This is a genomic window from Allobosea vaviloviae, assembly GCF_001298265.1.
In the GTDB taxonomy this organism is placed as follows: Bacteria; Pseudomonadota; Alphaproteobacteria; order Rhizobiales; family Beijerinckiaceae; genus Allobosea; species Allobosea vaviloviae_B.
Genome location: NZ_LGSZ01000052.1, coordinates 139,745 through 159,644 on the forward strand (window position 1 = coordinate 139,745; position 19,900 = coordinate 159,644).

General features: G+C 65.7%; 25 protein-coding genes. 13 read left to right on the plus strand and 12 right to left on the minus strand.

Annotation, left to right across the window (positions count from 1 at the left end):
• Positions 1-79 precede the first annotated feature (79 nt).
• Complete coding sequence (locus AE618_RS19915) at positions 80-673, minus strand: type 1 glutamine amidotransferase domain-containing protein (protein WP_054210818.1); 594 nt, start codon at positions 671-673, stop codon at positions 80-82.
• Positions 674-768: 95 nt separating this feature from the next.
• Entirely contained in the window at positions 769-1,056 is a 288-nt protein-coding gene (locus AE618_RS19920; protein WP_054210819.1) for an HlyU family transcriptional regulator, read from the minus strand.
• Between the two features lie 218 nt (positions 1,057-1,274).
• On the opposite strand from AE618_RS19920, the gene AE618_RS19925 reads away from it, so the two are divergent.
• Positions 1,275-1,526, plus strand: coding sequence for a DUF2798 domain-containing protein (locus tag AE618_RS19925; protein WP_054210820.1), 252 nt, complete (start codon positions 1,275-1,277; stop codon positions 1,524-1,526).
• Between the two features lie 6 nt (positions 1,527-1,532).
• Here AE618_RS19925 and AE618_RS19930 read toward each other — a convergent pair whose 3' ends face one another.
• Positions 1,533-1,967, minus strand: coding sequence for a secondary thiamine-phosphate synthase enzyme YjbQ (locus AE618_RS19930; RefSeq protein WP_054210821.1), 435 nt, complete (start codon positions 1,965-1,967; stop codon positions 1,533-1,535).
• 10 nt (positions 1,968-1,977) lie between these two features.
• Positions 1,978-2,589, minus strand: a complete 612-nt coding sequence (locus AE618_RS19935) for a LysE family translocator (RefSeq protein ID WP_054210822.1) — start codon at positions 2,587-2,589, stop codon at positions 1,978-1,980.
• Positions 2,590-2,727: 138 nt separating this feature from the next.
• Here AE618_RS19935 and AE618_RS19940 point away from each other — a divergent pair, with 138 nt between their 5' ends.
• Both AE618_RS19940 and AE618_RS19945 read left to right on the plus strand, forming a co-directional pair.
• Positions 2,728-3,072, plus strand: a complete 345-nt coding sequence (locus AE618_RS19940) for an ArsR/SmtB family transcription factor (RefSeq protein WP_054210902.1) — start codon at positions 2,728-2,730, stop codon at positions 3,070-3,072.
• The gene (locus AE618_RS19945; protein ID WP_054210823.1) at positions 3,069-3,551 is read left to right on the plus strand and encodes an SRPBCC family protein; all 483 of its coding nucleotides are present in this window, start codon (positions 3,069-3,071) and stop codon (positions 3,549-3,551) included. Before AE618_RS19940 ends, AE618_RS19945 begins: the two co-directional genes overlap by 4 nt.
• Positions 3,552-3,580: 29 nt before the next feature.
• On the opposite strand, the gene AE618_RS19950 is transcribed toward AE618_RS19945, so the two are convergent.
• From AE618_RS19950 to AE618_RS19970, 5 genes are all read right to left on the minus strand, one after another.
• Positions 3,581-3,991 (minus strand): DUF2809 domain-containing protein, encoded by a 411-nt coding sequence (locus AE618_RS19950; RefSeq protein WP_054210824.1) that lies wholly within the window; start codon positions 3,989-3,991, stop codon positions 3,581-3,583.
• Entirely contained in the window at positions 3,988-4,878 is an 891-nt protein-coding gene (locus tag AE618_RS19955; protein ID WP_197280837.1) for a DUF817 domain-containing protein, read from the minus strand. Before AE618_RS19955 ends, AE618_RS19950 begins: the two co-directional genes overlap by 4 nt.
• 26 nt (positions 4,879-4,904) lie before the next feature.
• Positions 4,905-6,944: an RNA polymerase sigma factor RpoD gene (gene rpoD, locus AE618_RS19960; RefSeq protein WP_054210825.1), complete on the minus strand. Its 2,040-nt coding sequence runs from the start codon at positions 6,942-6,944 to the stop codon at positions 4,905-4,907.
• 205 nt (positions 6,945-7,149) lie between these two features.
• The gene (gene dnaG / locus AE618_RS19965) at positions 7,150-9,048 is read right to left on the minus strand and encodes a DNA primase (RefSeq protein ID WP_054210826.1); all 1,899 of its coding nucleotides are present in this window, start codon (positions 9,046-9,048) and stop codon (positions 7,150-7,152) included.
• Positions 9,049-9,153: 105 nt separating this feature from the next.
• Positions 9,154-9,651 carry a hypothetical protein gene (locus tag AE618_RS19970; protein ID WP_054210827.1) on the minus strand — a complete coding sequence of 166 codons (498 nt, stop codon included), beginning with the start codon at positions 9,649-9,651 and terminating at the stop codon, positions 9,154-9,156.
• 127 nt (positions 9,652-9,778) lie between these two features.
• On the opposite strand from AE618_RS19970, the gene AE618_RS19975 reads away from it, so the two are divergent.
• Both AE618_RS19975 and AE618_RS19980 read left to right on the plus strand, forming a co-directional pair.
• Positions 9,779-10,054, plus strand: a complete 276-nt coding sequence (locus AE618_RS19975) for a type II toxin-antitoxin system VapB family antitoxin (protein ID WP_054210828.1) — start codon at positions 9,779-9,781, stop codon at positions 10,052-10,054.
• Positions 10,051-10,440 (plus strand): type II toxin-antitoxin system VapC family toxin, encoded by a 390-nt coding sequence (locus tag AE618_RS19980; protein ID WP_054210829.1) that lies wholly within the window; start codon positions 10,051-10,053, stop codon positions 10,438-10,440. The genes AE618_RS19975 and AE618_RS19980 overlap by 4 nt, the downstream gene beginning before the upstream one ends.
• A 20-nt stretch (positions 10,441-10,460) precedes the next feature.
• Here AE618_RS19980 and AE618_RS19985 read toward each other — a convergent pair whose 3' ends face one another.
• Positions 10,461-10,922, minus strand: a complete 462-nt coding sequence (locus AE618_RS19985) for a GatB/YqeY domain-containing protein (RefSeq protein ID WP_054210830.1) — start codon at positions 10,920-10,922, stop codon at positions 10,461-10,463.
• Between the two features lie 155 nt (positions 10,923-11,077).
• On the opposite strand from AE618_RS19985, the gene carA reads away from it, so the two are divergent.
• The 5 genes from carA (at position 11,078) to AE618_RS20010 (ending at position 16,004) form a co-directional block, all read left to right on the plus strand.
• Positions 11,078-12,286, plus strand: a complete 1,209-nt coding sequence (gene carA, locus AE618_RS19990; RefSeq protein WP_054210831.1) for a glutamine-hydrolyzing carbamoyl-phosphate synthase small subunit — start codon at positions 11,078-11,080, stop codon at positions 12,284-12,286.
• Positions 12,287-12,498: 212 nt separating this feature from the next.
• Positions 12,499-13,368, plus strand: coding sequence for a prephenate dehydrogenase (locus tag AE618_RS19995; RefSeq protein ID WP_082365419.1), 870 nt, complete (start codon positions 12,499-12,501; stop codon positions 13,366-13,368).
• Positions 13,365-14,987 (plus strand): ABC-F family ATP-binding cassette domain-containing protein, encoded by a 1,623-nt coding sequence (locus tag AE618_RS20000; RefSeq protein WP_054210832.1) that lies wholly within the window; start codon positions 13,365-13,367, stop codon positions 14,985-14,987. Before AE618_RS19995 ends, AE618_RS20000 begins: the two co-directional genes overlap by 4 nt.
• A gap of 19 nt (positions 14,988-15,006) precedes the next feature.
• Positions 15,007-15,435 (plus strand): group III truncated hemoglobin, encoded by a 429-nt coding sequence (locus AE618_RS20005; protein WP_054210833.1) that lies wholly within the window; start codon positions 15,007-15,009, stop codon positions 15,433-15,435.
• A gap of 47 nt (positions 15,436-15,482) precedes the next feature.
• A complete protein-coding gene (locus tag AE618_RS20010) occupies positions 15,483-16,004 on the plus strand; it encodes a GNAT family N-acetyltransferase (RefSeq protein ID WP_054210834.1) in 522 nt (173 codons plus the stop codon).
• A gap of 7 nt (positions 16,005-16,011) precedes the next feature.
• Here the strand turns inward: AE618_RS20010 and AE618_RS20015 are convergent, their stop codons facing one another.
• Positions 16,012-17,265 (minus strand): SAM-dependent methyltransferase, encoded by a 1,254-nt coding sequence (locus AE618_RS20015; protein ID WP_054210835.1) that lies wholly within the window; start codon positions 17,263-17,265, stop codon positions 16,012-16,014.
• Positions 17,266-17,529: 264 nt separating this feature from the next.
• On the opposite strand from AE618_RS20015, the gene AE618_RS20020 reads away from it, so the two are divergent.
• The 3 genes from AE618_RS20020 to AE618_RS20030 all read left to right on the plus strand — a co-directional run bounded on the left by AE618_RS20020 (position 17,530) and on the right by AE618_RS20030 (position 19,268).
• Positions 17,530-17,751, plus strand: a complete 222-nt coding sequence (locus tag AE618_RS20020) for a hypothetical protein (RefSeq protein ID WP_156330387.1) — start codon at positions 17,530-17,532, stop codon at positions 17,749-17,751.
• Positions 17,752-17,845: 94 nt separating this feature from the next.
• The gene (locus tag AE618_RS20025; RefSeq protein WP_054210837.1) at positions 17,846-18,538 is read left to right on the plus strand and encodes a class I SAM-dependent methyltransferase; all 693 of its coding nucleotides are present in this window, start codon (positions 17,846-17,848) and stop codon (positions 18,536-18,538) included.
• Between the two features lie 37 nt (positions 18,539-18,575).
• Positions 18,576-19,268 (plus strand): aspartate/glutamate racemase family protein, encoded by a 693-nt coding sequence (locus AE618_RS20030; RefSeq protein WP_054210838.1) that lies wholly within the window; start codon positions 18,576-18,578, stop codon positions 19,266-19,268.
• 15 nt (positions 19,269-19,283) lie between these two features.
• On the opposite strand, the gene AE618_RS20035 is transcribed toward AE618_RS20030, so the two are convergent.
• The gene (locus AE618_RS20035) at positions 19,284-19,688 is read right to left on the minus strand and encodes a GtrA family protein (RefSeq protein ID WP_054210839.1); all 405 of its coding nucleotides are present in this window, start codon (positions 19,686-19,688) and stop codon (positions 19,284-19,286) included.
• Between the last annotated feature and the right edge of the window lie 212 nt (positions 19,689-19,900).

A 19,900-nucleotide genomic window follows, 5' to 3' on the forward strand; every position in this document is an offset into this window, starting at 1 on the left:
GCGACGGCAAGCGCACCCGTGGCGGGACAGGGGCGCGTCGATGCAGGTCGACACGCCCCGACACCCGATCCGGCGAGCTTTACGCGGCCCGGCGCTCGTGGCGGCCCTCGTTGACCTCCTCGATGATCTTGGCGACGAAGGCCGGCAGATCGTCAGGGTTGCGCGAGGTCACGACGCCCTTGTCGGCCACCACGGTGGAATCCTCCCACTGCGCGCCGGCATTGATCATGTCCTGCCGGATCGTCTTGTAGGAGGTCAGCCTGCGCCCCTTGGCGATGCCGGTGTCGATCAGCAGCCAGGGAGCATGGCACACCGCCGCCACGACCTTGCCCTGCTGGAAGAAGGTCTTGATCAGGCTCAGCGCCTGGGGATTGCCGCGCAGCGTATCGGGGTTCATCTGCCCGCCGGGCAGGACGATGGCGTCATAGGCGTCCGCGCTGACCTCGTCGAGCGTCCGGTCGACCTTGACGGCCTTTCCCCAGTCCTTCTGGTCCCAGCCGGTGATCTCGCCGGACTCGGGCGAGGCGACATGGACGGTCGCACCGGCCTCTTTGAGCTTGGTGTGGGGGATGTCGAGCTCGGACTGCTCGAAGCCGTTGGTGGCGAGGATGAGAATGCTCTTGCCTGCGAGACTGCTGCTGCCTGCAAGGCTCGTGGTGGTTTGGGCGCTCATGGGCGGCCTCCTTGTTCGGGTCGGGATGATGATCCGACAACCCGCGCAAGCGCAGTCCGTTCCTGCGCTGTTGCGTCGCCCCCCTCGCTCGCCAGCTACCGGAACACCGCCTCGCCCTGCTGGTCGACGAGCTGCTGACCCTTGACCAGCGTGAAATCGGCCGCCTCCGCCACACCGGGGAAACGGTCGGCCCGGACGAAGCGATGGCTCTTGAGTTCGCCCTCGACCGTCTTCTCGACGATGCCGCAGAGCTGCCACTGGCCGCCCTCCTGATAGGGCGTCGCATGGATGGTGAAGCCGTTATGCTCGAGGCTCTTGACCGGGCCGGCAGGTTTCTCGTCAGCCGCCTTGCGGCCGCCGAACAGGGACTTCAGGAAGGACATCGGGCTTTCCTCCGGGGCAGTGACGGGGCTCGCGGACACCTAACTTGCGCAGCGACCCCCTGCCAAGCGCGACGCTCCGCTTGGCAAGCGGAAGCGGTGCGATTATGGAGGGCTCATCGGGCCTCTCTCCGTTCGTAAGCGTCTCACGTCAGGCAACGCATCCCCCGGCCATGGCCGCCTGGATGCTCCGACGGCCCGCCCTTGCGAAAGCCCTTCTCATGCGACCTTCCAAATTGCGCCGCCTGCCGGCACGCTACGCTGCGGTGATGATGCCGCTGCTTCTCTCCATCATCATGACCTTCGTCGTCTCGGGAATCGCGACGATGAGGGCCCTGGGGCCGACTCCCGCCTTCCTCCAGGCCTGGCCCGGCTCATGGGTGCTGTCCTGGCTCGTCGCCTTCCCGACGCTGCTGCTGGTCATGCCGCTGGTGCGACGCCTGCTTGCGCTGCTGGTGGCCCCACCCGCTTGAGCCCGCTCAGCCCGCCAGATGCAGCACGACCTCGCGCCGGTGCGGCCTCTGGCGGTGCTCGAACAGATAGATCCCCTGCCAGGTGCCCAGCGCAAGGCGCCCATTCATCACGGGGATCGACAGCGACACCGGCGTCAGCGCCGCCTTGATATGGGCCGGCATGTCGTCGGGACCCTCATTGCGATGGACGAGATAGGCCATCGCCGGATCATCCGCCGATGGCACCAGCCGGCGAAAGAACGCGTCGAGATCGACACGCACGTCGGGATCGGCATTCTCCTGGATCAGCAGTGAGCAGGAGGTATGGCGCACGAACAGGGTCAAGAGCCCGGTCTCGATGCCGGCCTGCGCGACGAAGCCCTCGGCGCGGTCGGTGAACTCATAGAGCCCCGGCCCGCGCGTCTCGATCGCGAGGATGGTCTGCGCCGGCGTCCTCGCCATGGTCCCTCGCCTATCGTTCGGTGACGGCGAGCTTGGCTCCCAGCGCCACGAAGGCCGCCGCGAAGCTGCGCCGCAGCCAGGCCATGACGCGCGGCCGGCCGATCACCTTGTCGCGCATCGCCGCCGCGAACAGCCCATAGAGCGCGAAGACGATGAAGGTCATCGCCATGAACACAGCAGACAGTTCCAGCATCCGCGCCAGCGGCGCGGCCTCGTCGGCTGCGATGAACTGCGGCAGGAAGGCGACGAAGAAGATCGAGAGCTTCGGGTTCAGCACATTGATCGCGATACCGTCTCGCAGCACGCGCCAGGCCGAGCGCGGATCGGCCTTCGTCTCGACCTTGAGCGCGCCATGCTCCTGCAGCGTCTGCCAGGCCATGAACAGCAGATAGGCGACACCGGCATATTTCACGATCGCGAAGGCGAGCGCGCTCGCATGCAGCACCGCCGCGAGACCGACCATGGCGGCCAGGAGATGCGGCACGATCCCCAGCGTGCAGGCGACAGCCGCAAGCACGCTCGCGCGTGACCCGCGCGTCAGACCCGCCGCGATGGTGTAGAGCGCGCCTGTTCCGGGCGAGGCGACGATGATGAGCGAGGTCAGCAGGAATTCGAGGGACATGCGTTGCAACCTCCGGTCTGGCACGCTCAGCAAGCCGCAGCCGCGCGTCAAGATCAAGCCGTGCGATCAATGCCGCTGATGGGACCGATCAATTAGTTAGGTATTGACCTAACAATTGCGATGCTGTTCGATTTCCCCATGACCGCAGCCCAGCCCGCCCTCGACCAGGCCTTCCGCGCCCTCTCCGACCCTACCCGGCGCGCGGTCGTCCAGGCTTTGGGCCGCGGGCCGGCCTCGGTGAGCGATCTCGCCAGGCCGTTCGAGATGGCCCTGCCGAGCTTCCTCCAGCATCTCAAGGTTCTCGAGGAGTCAGGGCTCATCACCACCGCCAAGGCCGGGCGCGTCCGCACCTGCACCTTGCACAAGGAACCTCTCGCCGCCGCCGAGACTTGGCTGGAGGCGCAACGCAACCTCTGGACGCAGCGCCTCGACCAGCTCGACGCCTTCGTCCTGCAATTGAGAAACGACGAGGAGACCCCATGACCGCCCTGCCCGCCACCGTGTTCGATCCGACGCTCGACCTCGAACTGAAGCGCGAGGTCGCTGTCGCGCCTCGGCTCGTCTGGCGTGCCTGGACGGAGCCGGAGCTGCTGAAGCAGTGGTTCACGCCCGCCCCGTGGCGGACTACCACCTGCGAGATCGACCTTCAGCCCGGCGGCATGTTCCGCACCGTGATGGAGGGTCCCGGTGGCGAGAAGCACGACAACACCGGCTGCTTCCTCTTCATCGTGCCGGAAAAGCTCCTCGTCTTCACCGACGCGCTCGGCCCCGGCTATCGTCCCCTCGGCTCCGGCTTCATGACCGCCTCGATCGCCATCGAGCCGACGGCGACCGGAACGCTCTACACCGCCCGCGCCCTGCACAAGGACGAGGCGGCCAAGAAGCAGCACGAGGAAATGGGCTTCCACCAGGGCTGGGGCACGGCGCTGGATCAATTGGTGGCGCTGGTGCGGGGGATTTGAGGCTCGCGGCCATCGCAATGCGGCGATTTTCAGCCCGTATCCGGCCGTGCGGCTTTCAACCGAAAGGGGTCAATACCGGCGGCCGCCGCTATCCCAACAAGATAGGCCGCGATATCGGCCCAGGCGAAGAAGCGGCCGAGCAGCAGGACGCCTAACCGGGTCGCTCGGAAGTCGTCCAGCCAAGATTGGTGCCAGAGTTGGCTGAACTCGACCAGCACAGCGACACATGATGCCACGAGCGCGACTGCGGTTGGTCGCAAGGCCGGACGAAGCCATGCGACGAGACAATAGACCATCACGCCCCAGAGCAGGGAGCCCAGATACTTTGCGACGATTGGCGACCAGCCGATGCTGAGCAGGCGGGTCGTGAGGCCGATCGCGATGACGAAAATCACAGCGAATGCAAGCGCGGCGCGCCGTGGCAATTGGAAGGCAGTCATCGCCGTTCAAAAGGCTGCGGTCGGTTGACCAGCGTCACGAGCGTATAGCTGATGATCAGCAGCAGGAACCAAGAGCCGAGCTTGGTGAAGGACACCATCGACCAACCCTGCAATTGCGATGGGTAGAGCCAGGTTCGGGTGAAAGTTCCGATATTCTCCGAGAACCAGATGAACAGCACGACCAGAAGCAGGCCTAGCAGCAGCGGCATCGAGCGATGCGCATGCCAGACCTTGAAGTAGATTTTCGTCCTGGCGAGCAGTCCTCCGGCAATCAGGAAGAGCCCGATCCGAAAATCAACAATGAAATGATGCGTGAAGAAGTTCACGTAGATCAAGATGCTGGTAGCGATCAGCGCCCAGCGCGGAGGGTGATGGGCGAACCGGAAGTCGAACAGTCGCCAGGCACGGCATAGATAGCTGCCGACGCAGGCATACATAAAGCCAGTGAACAGTGGCACACCACCGATACGGAAAAAGCTCGGCTCCGGGTAGATCCAAGAACCGACGGCCGTCTTGAATATCTCCATCACCGTCCCGACGACATGATAGATTAGGATGACCTTTGCTTCCTCGGCGGACTCGAGGCGGGTCAGGATCAGCCCGGCCTGAACTGCCAGCATGCTGACGAACAGGAAGTCGGAGCGCGTCAATACGGCATCGCGTGGGTAGAAGAGATAGGTCGCAATCAGCAGAAAGACGACGATGCCGCCAAACAGACAGGCCCAAGCCTGCTTCATGCCAAAGCGAAGGAACTCATAGAAGCCGGACGCCAACGGCCGGTTGCGGAGGCGTTCGCCAAGGCGGTTCTCGAAATCGATGAATCCGGCGAGCGGCGGCCAAGTCGCCGCAGCGCTCTCTACGGGGGCGCGCATTCCCGACATCGTCATGTGCGCCCCCGGGAGAACCGGATTGATTAATTATCCAGGAAGCTCCTGAGCTTCCGGCTGCGGCTCGGATGCTTCAGCTTCCTGAGCGCCTTCGCCTCGATCTGGCGGATGCGCTCGCGGGTCACGCTGAACTGCTGGCCGACCTCTTCGAGGGTGTGGTCGGTGTTCATGCCAATGCCGAAGCGCATGCGCAGAACGCGCTCTTCACGCGGCGTGAGCGAAGCGAGCACACGCGTCGTCGTCTCGCGCAGGTTGGACTGGATCGCCGCGTCGATCGGCAGGATCGCATTCTTGTCCTCGATGAAATCGCCGAGATGGCTGTCTTCCTCGTCGCCGATCGGGGTCTCCAGCGAGATCGGCTCCTTGGCGATCTTGAGGACCTTGCGGACCTTCTCCAGCGGCATCGCCAGCTTCTCGGCCAGCTCCTCAGGGGTCGGCTCGCGGCCGATCTCGTGCAGCATCTGGCGCGAGGTCCGCACGATCTTGTTGATCGTCTCGATCATGTGGACGGGGATGCGGATGGTGCGGGCCTGGTCGGCGATCGAGCGGGTGATCGCCTGGCGGATCCACCAGGTCGCATAGGTCGAGAACTTGTAGCCCCGGCGGTACTCGAACTTGTCGACCGCCTTCATCAGGCCGATATTGCCTTCCTGGATCAGGTCGAGGAACTGCAGGCCGCGATTGGTGTACTTCTTGGCGATCGAGATCACGAGGCGCAAGTTTGCCTCAATCATCTCCTTCTTCGCCTGCCGGGCCTCGCGCTCGCCCTTCTGGACCATCAGCACGATCTTGCGGAACTCCTGGATCTCCAGGCCGGTCTCCGAGGCCAGCGTATGGATGTCCTCGCGCAGGCTCTTGATCCGCTCCAGCTCCGCACCGACGAATTCGCGCCAGCCACGCGAGCCGAGCTTGGAGACACGCAGAACCCATTTCGGGTCGAGCTCGCCGCCGACATGCTGCTTGAGGAAGTCCTCGCGGCCGACGCCATAGCTCTCGGCCAGGCGCAGAAGGCGGGTCTCATGGCCGATCAGGCGCTTGTTGATGTCGTAGAGCTGCTCGACCAGCGCCTCGATGCGGTTGTTGTTCAGAGAGAGCGACTTCACCGCGGTGATGATGTCGTCCTTGAGCTTCTTGTATTTGCGGTCCTGCGACGGCGAGAGTTTGGTGTTCTCCAGCCGGTTGGCGATGTCCTGGTCCTGCAGGCGGCGCAGCTTCTTGTAGTTGTCGGCGATCGAGTCGAACGTCTCCAGCACGCGCGGCTTGAGCTCGGCCTCCATGGCCGAGAGCGAGACGTTGTTCTCGATGTCGTCGTCGTCGAGATCGGACGGCAGCTCGCCTTCGGGCACCTCCGCCTCGCCGGCGGGCGCAGCCCCCTCGACGGGCACGCCTTCGCCGCCCTCGCCCGCCGCAACCTGCGGATTCTTGGCGTCGGGCCCGGCATAGGTCGCTTCGAGATCGATGATGTCGCGCAGCAGGATCTTGGCTTCGTTGAGCTCGTCGCGCCAGATGATGATGGCCTGGAAGGTCAGCGGGCTCTCGCAGAGCCCGGCGATCATCGCCTCGCGACCGGCCTCGATGCGCTTGGCGATCGCGATTTCGCCTTCGCGCGACAACAGCTCGACCGAGCCCATCTCGCGCAGATACATCCGCACCGGATCGTCGGTGCGCTCGGTCGGCTCCAGATTGCGCTTGACCTCGACGGGCAGGGCCGAGCGCGAGGCATCGGTCAGTTCACCGCCCTCGGGCTCTTCCTCGTCGGCGCCGTTGGTGCCGGTGCGCGCAGCCGCCCGCTCCTCGCCGGAAGCTTCCGGGTCTTCGTTGTCGACGACGTTGATGCCCTGCTCGCTGAGCTGGCCAAGCACGTCCTCGATCTGCTCGGAGGAAAACTCCTCCGACGGCAGAACCTCGTTCAATTCGTCATAGGTGACATAGCCGCGCTTTTTCGCGAGCTTGATCATCCGCCTTACGGCCTGATCGGTCAGATCGAGCAACGGTCCATCGGAGGTCGCAGGCGCTTCCGGCGCGACCTGATCGGTCTTGTCCCGTTCGCTCGTTTTCGTCGCCATCAATCAGCGCTCCGCACTCTCGCATCGCCGCAGGCTCGAAAGAAGCCATAGGCGACGCATAAAAGGGCGGCGCGGCCGAAGGTCCGGCGCGCTCACCCCACCCAAATCACTTCGGCGAGATGGCACCGCTCATCGTTGATGAACCGTAAACCATCCTGAAAACCGGTGCGCACGCCGAGACGCCAAGCACCGGGCGCCCTTGCCTTCAATCACCGGACATCGCCTCCGTCCCCTCGATCGTCTCGAGGCGGGCCTTGACGTCCTTGATCCAGGCGAAATTGGCTTCGGTCGCTTCGTCAGCCAATGCGCGCTCGGCTGCCTTCAACTCGCTATGTAGCGTCCGCGCGCGCTGATGCAAGACAATAGCCTGACGAATCGAGTCGAAAACCGATTCAGGATCAGCGCCTTGCGCAAGTTTCAGCCGCTCGGCGGGGCCGGGGACGGCCATCAGATGGGCCTGGGCCTCCCGCACGCGGGGCTGCTCCAGCCGATTCGCCAGCACCTCCTCGTCGAGAACGCCCTCCATCGCCGCATCAAGCAGCGCCTGCCGGAAGCGCTCGGCGGCTGCACCGTCGAGCGACAATTCCGAGATTTCGTCGGCACAACGCAGGATCAGCCCGGGATGAGACGCCAGCGCCAGCAGGATGAAGGCCTCCCGCGTATCCTCGCCGCGCCCCTGCGCCATGATCTTCGTGCGGGTCAGTTGGCTCGAGGCCTTCAGCGGCCCGACCGCCCAGGGCGCGACCTGCTGGAAACCGCCACGCCCGCCCCGGGCCTGCCCGCGCCCACGCTGAAAACCACCATCGCGGCCCCGCTCGGGCCGCACTGGCGCCGCACTGGCGAAGAGCTGCGCCAGCCTATCCTCCATCTCGCGGCGATAGTGCTTGCGGGTGGTTTCGTCGCGGATCTGACCGAGCGGCTCCTTCAGCCGGCGCTCGAAGGCGGCCCGACGCTCGGGGGTATCGAGAGGGCCGGCCTCGACCTCCCGCGTCCACAGCATGTCGACCAGCGGCCGCGCCGCGCCCAGAACCTCGGCGATGGCGGCCTTGCCGCCAGAGCGCGCGAGATCGTCAGGGTCCTGCCCGTCCGGCAACAGCGCGAAGGACAGCGACTTGCCGGGCTCCAGTTGCGGCAGGGCGATGTCCATCGCGCGGCTCGCGGCCTTACGCCCGGCCTTGTCGCCGTCGAGGCAGATCACCGGCTCGTCGGCCATCCGCCAGAGCAGCGTCAGCTGGTCCTCGGTCAGGGCGGTGCCGAGCGGCGCCACCGTCTGCGGGAAGCCGGCGAGTGCCATCGCGATGACGTCGACATAGCCCTCGACGACGATGACCTGCCCGGTGTCGTGCGACGCCTTGCGGGCATTGTGGTGATTGAACAGTACCGAGCCCTTGTGGAAGAGCGGCGTCTCCGGCGAGTTCAGGTACTTGGCCGAGACCTCGGCGCTCATCGCCCGCCCGCCGAAGGCAATCGGCCGCCCGCGCGAATCATGGATCGGGAACATGATGCGGTCGCGGAAGCGGTCATAGGGCACGGCGATCTCCTCGCCATGCACGAGCAGTCCCGCCTCCATCATCAACTCGGCACTGACGCCCTTGCCCGCGAGATGATCGCGCAGCGCGAAACGATCGGCCGGCCCGTAGCCCAGCCGGAAGCGCGTGCGCGCCTCCCCGTCGAGCCCGCGCGAGGCGAGGTAGCGCCGCGCAGCGCCGCCGCGCTCGCCGGCCAGTTCGGCCTCGAAGAAACGCGCGGCGAGCTCCACGACCTCGTGCAGCCCCTTGCGCTTCTCCTCCTGGACCTGCGCCTCATGCGTGATCTTGGGCAGCGCGACGCCGGCCTCCGAGGCGAGCTTCTCGACCGCCTCGGGGAAGGACAGCCCTTCCGTCTCCATCACGAATTTGAAGATATCGCCGTTTTTGCCCGAGGAGAAATCGAAGAACGAGGCCTTCTGGTCGTTGACGAAAAAGGACGGCGTCTTCTCGGCGTTGAAGGGCGAGAGCCCCTTCCACTCGCGCCCCGACTTGGCCAGGCGCACGCGCTTGCCCACGACGGCCGAGACCGGCAGCCTTGCCTTGATTTCGTCCAGGATGGAGGGCGGGAATTTCATTCCTGCCTATGTGGACCCGGCAAGCCTCCAAGCCAAGAACGGATCGTGATTCAGGCGGGCTTGCCCATGTAATCCACAGGCGCGGCGAAAGCCGGTCGCTCGGCCTCACTTGCAGCTGAGCGGATTGTCGGCGAGCGCCTTCGCAGCCCCGTCGGACGGGATGGCAAAGCTCTGTCCCCCGGCCCGCAATGCGATCGAGCTCGCCATGCGCAGGGCGGCGACGACTGGCCTCATCTGCTGGAGGTCGAAGGCACGGCTCGGTTTCCAGCTCAGCTCGACCATCCCGCCATCGGCCTGCGGCTGGACCGGAATTGCCTTCGCCCTGCCATTGATGACGATCTCCAGCGAGCCAACGGTTTCCAGCCCCGGCGCCTTGGGCAGGCTCGCCGTGAGATAGGGCCCGCCGGAGATCGCCGGATTGGCTTTCGCCGCTGCGCTGTCGCCGCAATAGAAGGTCAGGCGCGCGCCCTGAGCACTGGAGACCCCAGCATAGGACGTCCCCATCTGGTAGCCGCTCTCCCAGCCGCGCTCCTGAGCGCCTGCGGCGGCCGCGGCATGGATCAGGGCTATCGCCACCAAGGTAGTTTGGATGATCGTCGGCATCGGCTTCCTCCTTTGCCCCGCCTCATCGCGCCGTGTGGCGAAAGTTCGAACGTGTCGGACGACGCACGCAGCGATGGTCCGAGCGGATGGGGCGTGATAAAGAAAGATGCGGAAAAGGAAGACGGCGATGGCCCTCAACATCAAGGATCCGGAGACCGAGCAGGCGGTGCGGACGCTCGCAAAGCGGCGCGGCCTGACGCTGACGCAGGCCGTGCGGCAGGCGGTGGACAATGAACTCGACAAGGACGGGATGACGAAGGAAGAAAAGAAGATCCGGATCGCGGAGGGGCGGGCAAAACTCGAAGCGCTATATAAAAAATACAATATCACGCCGACCGATCACGTCATGACCAAGCAGGAGATGGACGACATCATCGGCTATGATGAAAACGGATTTTGGTGAAGCTCGTTATTGACACCTCGGCCGTCGTCGCCTGCTTGACCGGCGAAGCCGAGCGCACGATTTTCGTTGATCGTCTTCAGTTGGCTGATGTGCGCGTGATCTCGTCGATCAACCTGCTGGAAACGCGCCTCGTCATCGCATTTGGCAAAAGGTTGCCGGTCTCGTTCGTCGATGATTTCATCGCGGATTATCACGTCGAAATCGTGCCCTTCGACGCAGCGCTCTCCGACCTCGCCTTCGAAGCCTATCGCCGCTTCGGCAAGGGCCGCCATCCCGCCAAGCTCAACATGGGCGATTGCGCGGCCTATGCGCTGGCGAAGACCCGCAGCTGGCCGCTGCTCTACAAAGGCGATGATTTCTCGCAGACGGATATCGAGCGGGCCTGAGCCCGCCCGACAACGCCGGCTCACCCCGCCAGCGCCGCCTTCACCAGCCCGCTCGCCTTGCCGAAATCCATCTGGCCGGCGTAGTTGGCGCGCAGGATCGCGATGACCTTGCCCATGTCCTTGACCGACGCAGCGCCGCTCTCCGTGACGGCGGCTGTGATCGCGGCCTTCACCTCGTCCTCGGACATCTGCTTGGGCATGTAGCCCGAGATAACCTCGACCTCGGCGCGCTCGCCGGCGGCGAGTTCGGGGCGGCCATTGGCGTCGTAGATCGCGATCGATTCCTGGCGCTGCTTGATCATCTTCTGCAGCAGGGCGAGCACTTCGTCGGGCGTCGTCTCGGGCTTGCCGAGGCCACGCGCCTCGATGTCCTTGTCCTTCAGCGCCGAGGTGATCAGGCGGATGGTCGAGACCTTGCCCTTCTCGCCGGCCTTCATCGCCTCCTTGAGATCGGCCGTGAAGCGCTCGCGCAGGCTGGTCATGGTGCTATTCCCTTTTGTCTCACAGGCGTTGCGCCCGCATCGATTGACGGCATGGGAGCGCGTCTTTAAGGCTCGCGCTCCAGACGGCGGCGAGCGAAAACCCGCTGGCGCCCATGCATTGCCGCAGCTCCTGCGGCCTGGACCGAGACATAGACATGACCGCACCCGAAGGAAACCCCGCCGCAGGCGGCTGGAGCGAACCGCGCGCGACCGCGCTCCTCGTGCTGGCGGACGGCACCGTGCTGGAGGGCTTCGGCCTCGGCGCCACCGGTGAGGCGCCGGGCGAAGTCTGCTTCAACACGGCGATGACCGGCTATCAGGAAATCCTGACCGACCCGTCCTATGCCGGCCAGATCGTCACCTTCACCTTCCCCCATATCGGCAATGTCGGCGTCAATGACGACGACACCGAGACAGTCAATGCCGCCGCCGCATCCGGCGTGCGCGGCGTCGTGCTCCACGCCGCCATCACCGAGCCATCGAACTGGCGCAGCCATCGGCATTTCGACGCCTGGCTGAAGGCGCGCAACATCGTCGGCATCTGCGGCGTGGATACCCGCGCGCTGACCGCGCTGATCCGCGACAACGGCATGCCGAACGCGCTTCTGGCCCATTCCCCCGACGGCGTCTTCGACATTCCCCGCCTGCAGCGCGAAGCGGCGGGCCTGCCCGACATGGCCGGCCTCGACCTCGTGCCGCTGGTCACCTCCGCCCAGCGCTTCGATTGGGACGAGACGCCCTGGGTCTGGCCGGTCGGCTACGGCAAGCGCGACGGCGCGGCCCACAAGGTCGTCGCCATCGACTACGGCGTGAAGCGCAACATCCTGCGCCTGCTCTCCAAGGCCGGTTGCGACGTCACCGTCGTGCCCTCGACCGCCTCGGCGGAGGAGATCCTGGCGCTGAAGCCGGATGGCATCTTCCTCTCCAACGGCCCGGGCGACCCGGCCGCAACCGGGGAATACGCCGTCCCGGTCATCAAGGAACTGCTGGATAAGAAGGTCCCGACTTTCGGCATCTGCCTCGGCCACCAGATGATGGCGCTCGCCGTCGGCGGCCAGACCATGAAGATGAAGCAGGGCCATCACGGCGCCAATCATCCGGTGCAGGACAAGACCACCGGCAAGGTCGAGATCGTCTCGATGAATCACGGCTTCGCCGTCGATCCGGCCTCGCTGCCGAGCCATGCTGTCGAGACCCATATCTCGCTCTTCGACGGCTCCAACAGCGGCTTTGCCCTGACCGACCGCCCGGCCTTCAGCGTCCAGCACCATCCGGAAGCCTCGCCCGGCCCACAGGACAGCCATTATCTCTTCAAGCGCTTCGTCGAGATGATGGACAAGGAAAAGGCGAAGACGGCGGCTTGAGACCGCACCAACGCTGCGCTGGTCCCCGGCGCGGCGTTGACAGCGCCCCTCACCTGCGTTTCAAGCACCCCATGAGCCAAGCGATCTGCCTCGCCCGGACCTATTACGCCCCGTCCTCATAAGGCGGGTCGCATTCTCATGCTTCAACCGCCGCGCTGGCGGTTGAACTCAGGCAGTCCTCCGACATCGCGGCCCTCTCAGGGACCCAGACGATGTCGACCAGACGAAAATCCTTCTCCTCCATCGGCCTGCTCGGCTTCGGCGCCTTCGGCCGGTTGATGGCGCGCCATCTCCAGCCGCATCTGCCGCTGGTCGTGTGCGATGCGGCCCGGCATGTAGAGCCGGACGGCTCGGGCCGCGGGCTTATCCCCGGTGGCATCGCCGAGGTCGCGGCCTGCGACATCGTCATCCTCGCCGTACCCGTCGATGCACTGGCTGACGCCATCGCCGCGCTACGCCCGCATCTGCGCGCCGGCACCGTCGTGCTCGATGTCGGCTCGGTGAAGATCGAGCCGGCCCGCCTGCTGCTCGAGGGGCTGCCTGATGATGTCGAGATCATCGGCACGCATCCGCTCTTCGGCCCGCAAAGCGCTCGCGACGGGCTGAAAGGCCTGAAGATCGCGCTCTGCCCGATTCGCGGTCAAAGCATCCGGCGCATCGCCGCCTTCCTGCGCCGAACGCTGGCGCTCGACGTGATCCTGACCACGCCGGACGCGCATGACCGCGACATGGCCATGGTCCAGGGCCTGACCCATCTCGTCGCCAAGATCCTCGTCCGCATGGAGCCGATGCCGAGCCGCATGACGACGCGCAGCTTCGAATTGCTGATGCAGGCAACCGAGATGGTCCGCCACGATGCGCCGGGCGTCTTCCTCGCGATCGAGCGGGCGAACCCGCATGCGCGTGCTGTCCGCGAGCGCTTCTTCGCCCATGCTGAGGCGCTCACCCAGGCCTTGGAGCGGGATCACCGGCCAGATCCAGCAGCGAGCGATGCTGCTGGCCCCGCCTCCGGCCCTTCCAAGCCGGGCGTTCCTGCCCTATTGCAGCGCAGCATCCCTCCCGGACCTCACGCAGAACCATGATCCGCCTCGAAAACATCGGCAAGCAGAACGGCCAGCAGATCGTCTTCATCGAGGCCTCGGCCTCGCTCCTGAAGGGCGAGAAGGTCGGCCTCGTCGGCCCCAACGGCGCCGGCAAGACCACCCTGTTCCGCATGATCACCGGCGAGGAGCCGCCCGACGAGGGCATGGTCCAGGTCGATCGCGGCATCACGATCGGCTATTTCAGCCAAGATGTCGGCGACATGAAGGGCGTCAGCGCCGCGACCGCCGTCATGGACGGTGCAGGCCCCGTCAGCACCGTCGCCGCCGAACTGCGCGAGTTGGAGGCCGCGATGGGCGACCCCGACCGCGCCGACGACATGGACGAGATCATCACCCGCTATGGCGAGGTGCAAGGACGCTTCGAGGAGCTCGACGGCTATGCGCTCGACGGCCGCGCCCGCGAGGTCCTGGCGGGCCTGGGCTTCAGCCAGGAGATGATGGACGGCGATGTCGGCGCGCTCTCGGGCGGCTGGAAGATGCGCGTCGCGCTCGCCCGCATCCTGCTGATGCGCCCCGATGCGATGCTTCTCGACGAGCCGTCGAACCATCTCGACCTCGAGAGCCTGATCTGGCTGGAATCCTTCCTGAAGGGCTATGACGGCGCCTTGCTGATGACCTCGCATGACCGCGAGTTCATGAACCGCATCGTCGGCAAGATCATCGAGATCGATGGCGGCGCGCTGACCTCCTATTCCGGCGACTACGAGTTCTACCAGCAGCAGCGCGCGCTTTCAGAGAAACAGCAGCAGGCCCAGTTCGAGCGCCAGCAGGCCATGCTCGCCAAGGAGATCGCCTTCATCGAGCGCTTCAAGGCGCGCGCCTCGCACGCCGCCCAGGTCCAGAGCCGCGTCAAGAAGCTCGACAAGATCGAGAAGGTCGAGCCGCCCAAGCGCCGCCAGACCGTCTCCTTCGAATTCCAGACCCCGCCGCGCTCCGGCGAGGACGTGGTCACGCTCAAGGGCGTCCACAAGCGCTATGGCAGCCGCAGCATCTATGAGGGGCTGGATTTCCAGGTCCGCCGCAAGGAGCGCTGGTGCGTCATGGGCATCAATGGCGCCGGCAAGTCGACCCTGCTCAAGCTCGTCACTGGCTCGACCGAGCCCGATGAGGGCAATGTCGCGCTCGGCGGCTCGATCAAGCTCGGCTATTTCGCCCAGCACGCCATGGAGGTGCTGGAGGGCGACCGCACCGTCTTCCAGTCGCTGGAGGACCGCTTTCCTCAGGCCGGCCAGGGCTCGCTGCGCGCGCTCGCCGGCTGCTTCGGCTTCTCCGGCGACGATGTCGAGAAGCGCTGCCGCGTGCTCTCGGGCGGTGAGAAGGCCCGGCTGGTGATGGCGACGATGCTGTTCGATCCGCCGAATTTCCTGGTGCTGGACGAGCCGACCAACCATCTCGACATCGCCACCAAGGAGATGCTGATCGCCGCGCTCGCGCAATATGAAGGCACCATGCTCTTCGTCAGCCACGACCGGCATTTCCTGGCGGCTCTGTCCAACCGCACGCTGGAACTGACCCCCGACGGCGTGCATGCCTATGGCGGCGGCTACACGGAATACGTCGCCCGCACCGGCCAGGAAGCGCCGGGCCTGCGCAGCTGACCGGACGAGGCAGGCGCCAATGACCGACAATCCCCTCACCCGCCCCGGCGCAGCCCACCCCACCATCACCGAGGCGATGATCGCGACGCTCGTGCGGCGGTTCTACGAGCGGGCGCGCGAGGATGCCGTGATCGGCCCGGTCTTCATGGGCGCTGTGCAGCACTGGGACGAGCACATCGCCAACATCACCGATTTCTGGAGCTCGGTAATGCTTCGGACCGGGCGCTATCAGGGCCGGCCGATGCGCCCGCATCTGATCCTGCCGCTCGAACCGCAGCATTTCGACCGCTGGCTCGTGCTGTTCGAGGAGACAGCCCATGAGGTCTGCGGCGCGCCCGACATCGCGCAGGCCTTCATTGTCAGGGCCAGGCGCATCGCCGACAGCTTCGAGATGGCGCGCGCCGGCCAGCGCGGCGAGATCGCCCGCCCGCGCCACAGTCGGGGCTGAGGCATAGAGCCTTGCCGCGACAACGCTCGCCGTGATGGGATGACGGGATGGACGCGCTGCCCCTCATCCACCTGCTCATCCCGGCCGACGCCGCCGCTTATCGCGCGCTGCGCCTCCAAGCCCTGCGCGACCATCCGGAAGCCTTCGGCGCGAGCTATGAGGACGAGGCCGCGCGCAGCCTGGAAATGACGGCGAAGCGCCTCGATGGCGGCCCGCTGAACTGCGTCTTCGGCGCCTTTGCCGGAGACGATCTTGTCGGGACGGCCGGCTTCGTCGTGCCGGACCAGTCGCCGAAATCCCGTCACAAGGGCCTGCTCGTCGGCGTCCATGTCGCGCCGGGCCATCGCGGTCGTGAGCTGGGCCGCAGGCTGGTCACGGCCGTCATCGACCATGCACGGCCCCAAGTCGTGTTGCTGCAGGCCGCCGTCGGGGTGACCAATGCACCGGCGCTGCGGCTCTATGAGAGCCTCGGCTTCCGGCACTACGGGCTGGAAGAAAAGGCGCTGCGCGTTGAGGGCGTCTTCGTCGACGAGGCACTGATCGTACTGGACTTTGCTCGCGACGCCTGAGCGCAGTTCAGAACCCCCGCGCCTCCAGCGCCTTCTCGGCATCGGTGATGTAGTCGCGCACCACCGGCACGGCGCTCTTGTGCGGGCCGAGCAGGAGCTGGAACACCATGTCGCCGCCGATGTCGAAGGAGACCGAGCAGGCGCCGAGATAGAACTCCCACATCCGTGCGAAACGCTCGCCCATCATCGCCACGACCTCCGGCCGATGCGCCATGAAGCGCTCGCGCCAGGCTTCCAGCGTCCAGTGGTAGTGCCGGCGCCAGAATTCGCAGTCGGACGACCACAACCCGGTCTGCTCGACCGCAGCGAACACCTCCGACATGGCCGGCGCATAGCCGCCGGGGAAGATGTATTTGTCGAAGAACGGGCCGGTGAAGCCCGGCGGGCCGACGCGGCCGATGCAATGCACCAGCGCGATCCCATCCGCCGTCAGCAGATCGCGGATCTTTTCGAAATATTCGAGGTAATGCGCGACGCCGACATGCTCCATCATGCCGACCGAGACGACGCGGTCGAAGCGCCCCGTGAGCTCGCGATAATCCTTGTTGACGAAGGTTACGGCCTCAGTGACGCCCGCGGCTTCAGCCCGCTGCTGCGCCGCCGCCATCTGGTCGGGCGAGACGTTGAGCCCGGTGACTTTCGCCCCGCAGGCCTTCGCCAGATAGATCGCGAGCTGCCCCCAGCCCGAGCCGATGTCGAGGACGGTCATGCCCGGCTCGATCTTCAGCTTGGCCGCGATATGCCTGAGCTTCGCCTGCTGCGCCGCTTCCAGCCCGACCTCAGGGCTGTGCCAATAGGCGCAGGAATAGGTCATCGTCTCGTCGAGCCAGAGTTTGTAGAACTCGGTCGGGATGTCGTAGTGGTGTTTGACCTTCTTGCCCGCGACGCCGAGTGGATTGTGCATCCGGAAACGCCTGATCCGGAAGCGGACGTTGCGGATGACCTTCTGGATCGGGTGCTTGCGCAACTCCTTGCGCTGCAGCCAGAACAGCGTCAGCAGATCGTGGATCGAGCCTTCCTCGAAGTCGATCCGACCATCCATGTAGCCTTCGGCCAGCGCCAGCTCCGGATTCAGGAAAAGCTCGCGCTCGATCCTGTCGTCATGGAAGCGCACCGTCACCGCAGGCGCGGTCTTGACGACGCCGGCGAAGAGCAACTCGCCAGGCCCCGGCCCGAAGACATGACGCTTGTCGTCCGGCGTGATCACCGTCAGGCGGCCCTGCCTGACGAAATTCTTCAGCAATCTCGGTAGCAGCAACATCGCAACCCTCTGGATTCGGCCCGACCATAGAACATGATCGGCGACGGTGGGAACCGTCGCTGTCGTGCCTCCCGTCCAACGCCGGCCCCGGATCCGGACGCCAAGCCTTGGGGTCGGACATGACGGCAAGCCTGGCCGCTGGACATCGAAGATCGGCACCATGCCCATGGCCGAAACGCGGCACGAGACGCGACCGGACAGGCAGCCGGGCGGAACCGGCGGTCGGGATCGGCGTTTCAGCGCTGGACCTTGCCGGAGCCTGCCATGGAAGACGAGAGAATCACCCGAATTGCCCGCGCTTTGTGCCGCTCTGCGAGGATCGACCCCGACAGCGTTCTCACCGGCGACCCGCTCGATGCCGAGCCCCCGAAAAACGACCGCATGCCCAGCTTCGCAGATGCGACGGTCCCCGCCTGGACGATGTTCCGGGGCGCCGCGCTGACCTTCATCCACAGCCACGACGAACGGGTCGTGTCGCCGCTTTGAGCGCCCGCGCGGCTTGCTATGGACGTCGCCCTGCGCATAGTGCTCGCCGCTGCGCCCGAGGCTTTCGGCGCGATCCCTGGGGAATGGCGAGACGATGTCCTGGCGCGATTTCTGGAACGGCGAGCACGCGATCTATGTCTCGCCGCGCCACAAGGCCCTGCATTATCGCGGGATCGCCACCGACCTGATCTCCCATATCCCGGCAAGCGACGCCGTCGCCCTCGACCATGGCTGCGGCGAGGCGCTCGATGCGGCGCGTGTCGCGGCTGCCTGCGGACAGCTCTATCTCTGCGAGGCCGCGCCCAGCGTGCGCGACAAGCTGCGGGCAATGCTCGGCGGCAAGGCGAATGTCTCTGTCGTCTCGCCCGAGGAGGTCGAGGCGCTGCCTGAGGACAGGCTCGATCTGGTCGTCGCCAATTCGCTGATCCAGTATCTCTCGCGCGATGAGTTGGTGGCGCTGCTCGCGACCTGGCGCCGCAAGCTCAAGCCGGGCGGCAAGCTCGTCGTCGCCGACATCATCCCGCCTGATGTCAGCCCGCTGACCGACGCCTCGCAGCTGCTCGCCTTCGCCTGGCGAGGCGGCTTCCTGATCGCCGCGCTCGCCGGCCTTGTCCGCACCGTCTTCTCGGACTATCGCAAGCTCAGGGCCCAATACGGGCTCTCGACCTACCGGATCGACGAGATCGCCGGGCTGATCGCGGCAGCGGGCTTCGAGGACGTGACGCCAGCGAAGAACTTCGGCCACAACCCGCACCGGATGACATTTGCGGGTACGAAGCCGGCCTAACCAGCCGCGCCACGGCGCCTCTTCAGGGACATCTCGCATGCATATCGGCTTGATCGGCGGCATCGGCGTTGCGGCGACGATCGTCTATTACCAGCGCCTGACGGCTGCCGCGGCAGCGCGTGGCGTGGCAAGGCTTGAGCTGACGATCGCCCATGGCGAGATTCAGGAGCTGATCCGAAACAATCTGGCCGACCGCAGGGAGGAACAGGCGCGCGCCTTCCTGCCGCTCGTCCAGCGCTTGAACGACGCGGGCTGCGACTGCATCGCCCTGTCGTCCCTCGGTGCGCATTTCTGCCTGGACGAACTGGCCGCGCTGTCGCCATTGCCAATCGTCTCCGCCGTCGCACCGCTCGATGCCTATTTCGTCGAGCAGGGCATCAAGCGGATCGGGCTGCTTGGAACGCGCGTGGTAATGCGCACGCGGCTCTACGGCCAGCTCGCGCGCACCGACGCGATCGCGCTCGACGACGAGATCGAGATACTCGGCCAAACCTACCAGGACGTCGCTGTCGCCGGCGCCTGCTCAAGCGGGCAAAGGGAGCGCTTTCTCGACGCCGGACGACGCATGATCGCAGCTGGAGCCGACGCCATCGTTCTCGCAGGCACCGACCTCAACCTGGCCTTCGACGGGCAGGATCCGGGCTACAGGGTCATCGATGCGCTGGACATCCATGTCGCGCTGCTCGCCGATCTGGCTGCGGGACGCGTTTCGCTCGGCGACGTCGCCTGATAGCGCCGGCTGCGTTCAAACGGCCCGATCGGCAAAACTGAAGAACTTGTGCCCGAGGAACGAGAACACCATCACGAACCCCGTCGTGACGAACTGCATCGGCAGGTAGGGCAAGTCGAACCGCGCGACGAACAGGTGCATCAGCACCCAGGTCAGCACGAAGCCTCCGGCCGCGATCAGGGCGAAACGCCAGGTCGCCTGGGCATGGCTGTGGGTCGCGTCGAAGGTCATCCAGCGGTTGAGCAGATACGAAACGACCGCGCCGACGATGAAGCCGGCAAGGGTCGCTGGCACGGGATTGACATGGGCGAGCTCGACGAGCCCGACCAGCACGCCGTAATGCGCCACAGCCGTGAGGCCACCGGCAAACACATAGGCGAGAAGCTGGCGGGTCTGGCGCGGATAGCGGCGAAGCGGCATGGACCGGGCTTATACAGGCATTGCCCCAACGAAGCCTGAACGGATTTGGCAAAGGCCGCTCAGCCTGTGCGCTGAGGTCGGCGGGGAGCGGTTTCCGCTTCCCCCCGCCGCCTTGCCCCTCTATAGCGAGCGCCTAGCATTCAATTCAGGCGCTCGCCCCGGCCCGCTCGCTCGATCGGACCGCCAGTGGCGCGCGCCCTTGTCGAGATCAG

Bases quoted from the DNA above. Each gene is read 5' to 3' on its own strand.
- AE618_RS19915 (WP_054210818.1), bottom strand. From the start codon at position 673: ATGAGCGCCCAAACCACCACGAGCCTTGCAGGCAGCAGCAGTCTCGCA.
- AE618_RS19920 (WP_054210819.1), bottom strand. From the start codon at position 1,056: ATGTCCTTCCTGAAGTCCCTGTTCGGCGGCCGCAAGGCGGCTGACGAG.
- AE618_RS19925 (WP_054210820.1), top strand. From the start codon at position 1,275: ATGCGACCTTCCAAATTGCGCCGCCTGCCGGCACGCTACGCTGCGGTG.
- AE618_RS19930 (WP_054210821.1), bottom strand. From the start codon at position 1,967: ATGGCGAGGACGCCGGCGCAGACCATCCTCGCGATCGAGACGCGCGGG.
- AE618_RS19935 (WP_054210822.1), bottom strand. From the start codon at position 2,589: ATGTCCCTCGAATTCCTGCTGACCTCGCTCATCATCGTCGCCTCGCCC.
- AE618_RS19940 (WP_054210902.1), top strand. From the start codon at position 2,728: ATGACCGCAGCCCAGCCCGCCCTCGACCAGGCCTTCCGCGCCCTCTCC.
- AE618_RS19945 (WP_054210823.1), top strand. From the start codon at position 3,069: ATGACCGCCCTGCCCGCCACCGTGTTCGATCCGACGCTCGACCTCGAA.
- AE618_RS19950 (WP_054210824.1), bottom strand. From the start codon at position 3,991: ATGACTGCCTTCCAATTGCCACGGCGCGCCGCGCTTGCATTCGCTGTG.
- AE618_RS19955 (WP_197280837.1), bottom strand. From the start codon at position 4,878: ATGACGATGTCGGGAATGCGCGCCCCCGTAGAGAGCGCTGCGGCGACT.
- rpoD (WP_054210825.1), bottom strand. From the start codon at position 6,944: ATGGCGACGAAAACGAGCGAACGGGACAAGACCGATCAGGTCGCGCCG.
- dnaG (WP_054210826.1), bottom strand. From the start codon at position 9,048: ATGAAATTCCCGCCCTCCATCCTGGACGAAATCAAGGCAAGGCTGCCG.
- AE618_RS19970 (WP_054210827.1), bottom strand. From the start codon at position 9,651: ATGCCGACGATCATCCAAACTACCTTGGTGGCGATAGCCCTGATCCAT.
- AE618_RS19975 (WP_054210828.1), top strand. From the start codon at position 9,779: ATGGCCCTCAACATCAAGGATCCGGAGACCGAGCAGGCGGTGCGGACG.
- AE618_RS19985 (WP_054210830.1), bottom strand. From the start codon at position 10,922: ATGACCAGCCTGCGCGAGCGCTTCACGGCCGATCTCAAGGAGGCGATG.
- carA (WP_054210831.1), top strand. From the start codon at position 11,078: ATGACCGCACCCGAAGGAAACCCCGCCGCAGGCGGCTGGAGCGAACCG.
- AE618_RS19995 (WP_082365419.1), top strand. From the start codon at position 12,499: ATGTCGACCAGACGAAAATCCTTCTCCTCCATCGGCCTGCTCGGCTTC.
- AE618_RS20000 (WP_054210832.1), top strand. From the start codon at position 13,365: ATGATCCGCCTCGAAAACATCGGCAAGCAGAACGGCCAGCAGATCGTC.
- AE618_RS20005 (WP_054210833.1), top strand. From the start codon at position 15,007: ATGACCGACAATCCCCTCACCCGCCCCGGCGCAGCCCACCCCACCATC.
- AE618_RS20010 (WP_054210834.1), top strand. From the start codon at position 15,483: ATGGACGCGCTGCCCCTCATCCACCTGCTCATCCCGGCCGACGCCGCC.
- AE618_RS20015 (WP_054210835.1), bottom strand. From the start codon at position 17,265: ATGTTGCTGCTACCGAGATTGCTGAAGAATTTCGTCAGGCAGGGCCGC.
- AE618_RS20020 (WP_156330387.1), top strand. From the start codon at position 17,530: ATGGAAGACGAGAGAATCACCCGAATTGCCCGCGCTTTGTGCCGCTCT.
- AE618_RS20025 (WP_054210837.1), top strand. From the start codon at position 17,846: ATGTCCTGGCGCGATTTCTGGAACGGCGAGCACGCGATCTATGTCTCG.
- AE618_RS20030 (WP_054210838.1), top strand. From the start codon at position 18,576: ATGCATATCGGCTTGATCGGCGGCATCGGCGTTGCGGCGACGATCGTC.
- AE618_RS20035 (WP_054210839.1), bottom strand. From the start codon at position 19,688: ATGCCGCTTCGCCGCTATCCGCGCCAGACCCGCCAGCTTCTCGCCTAT.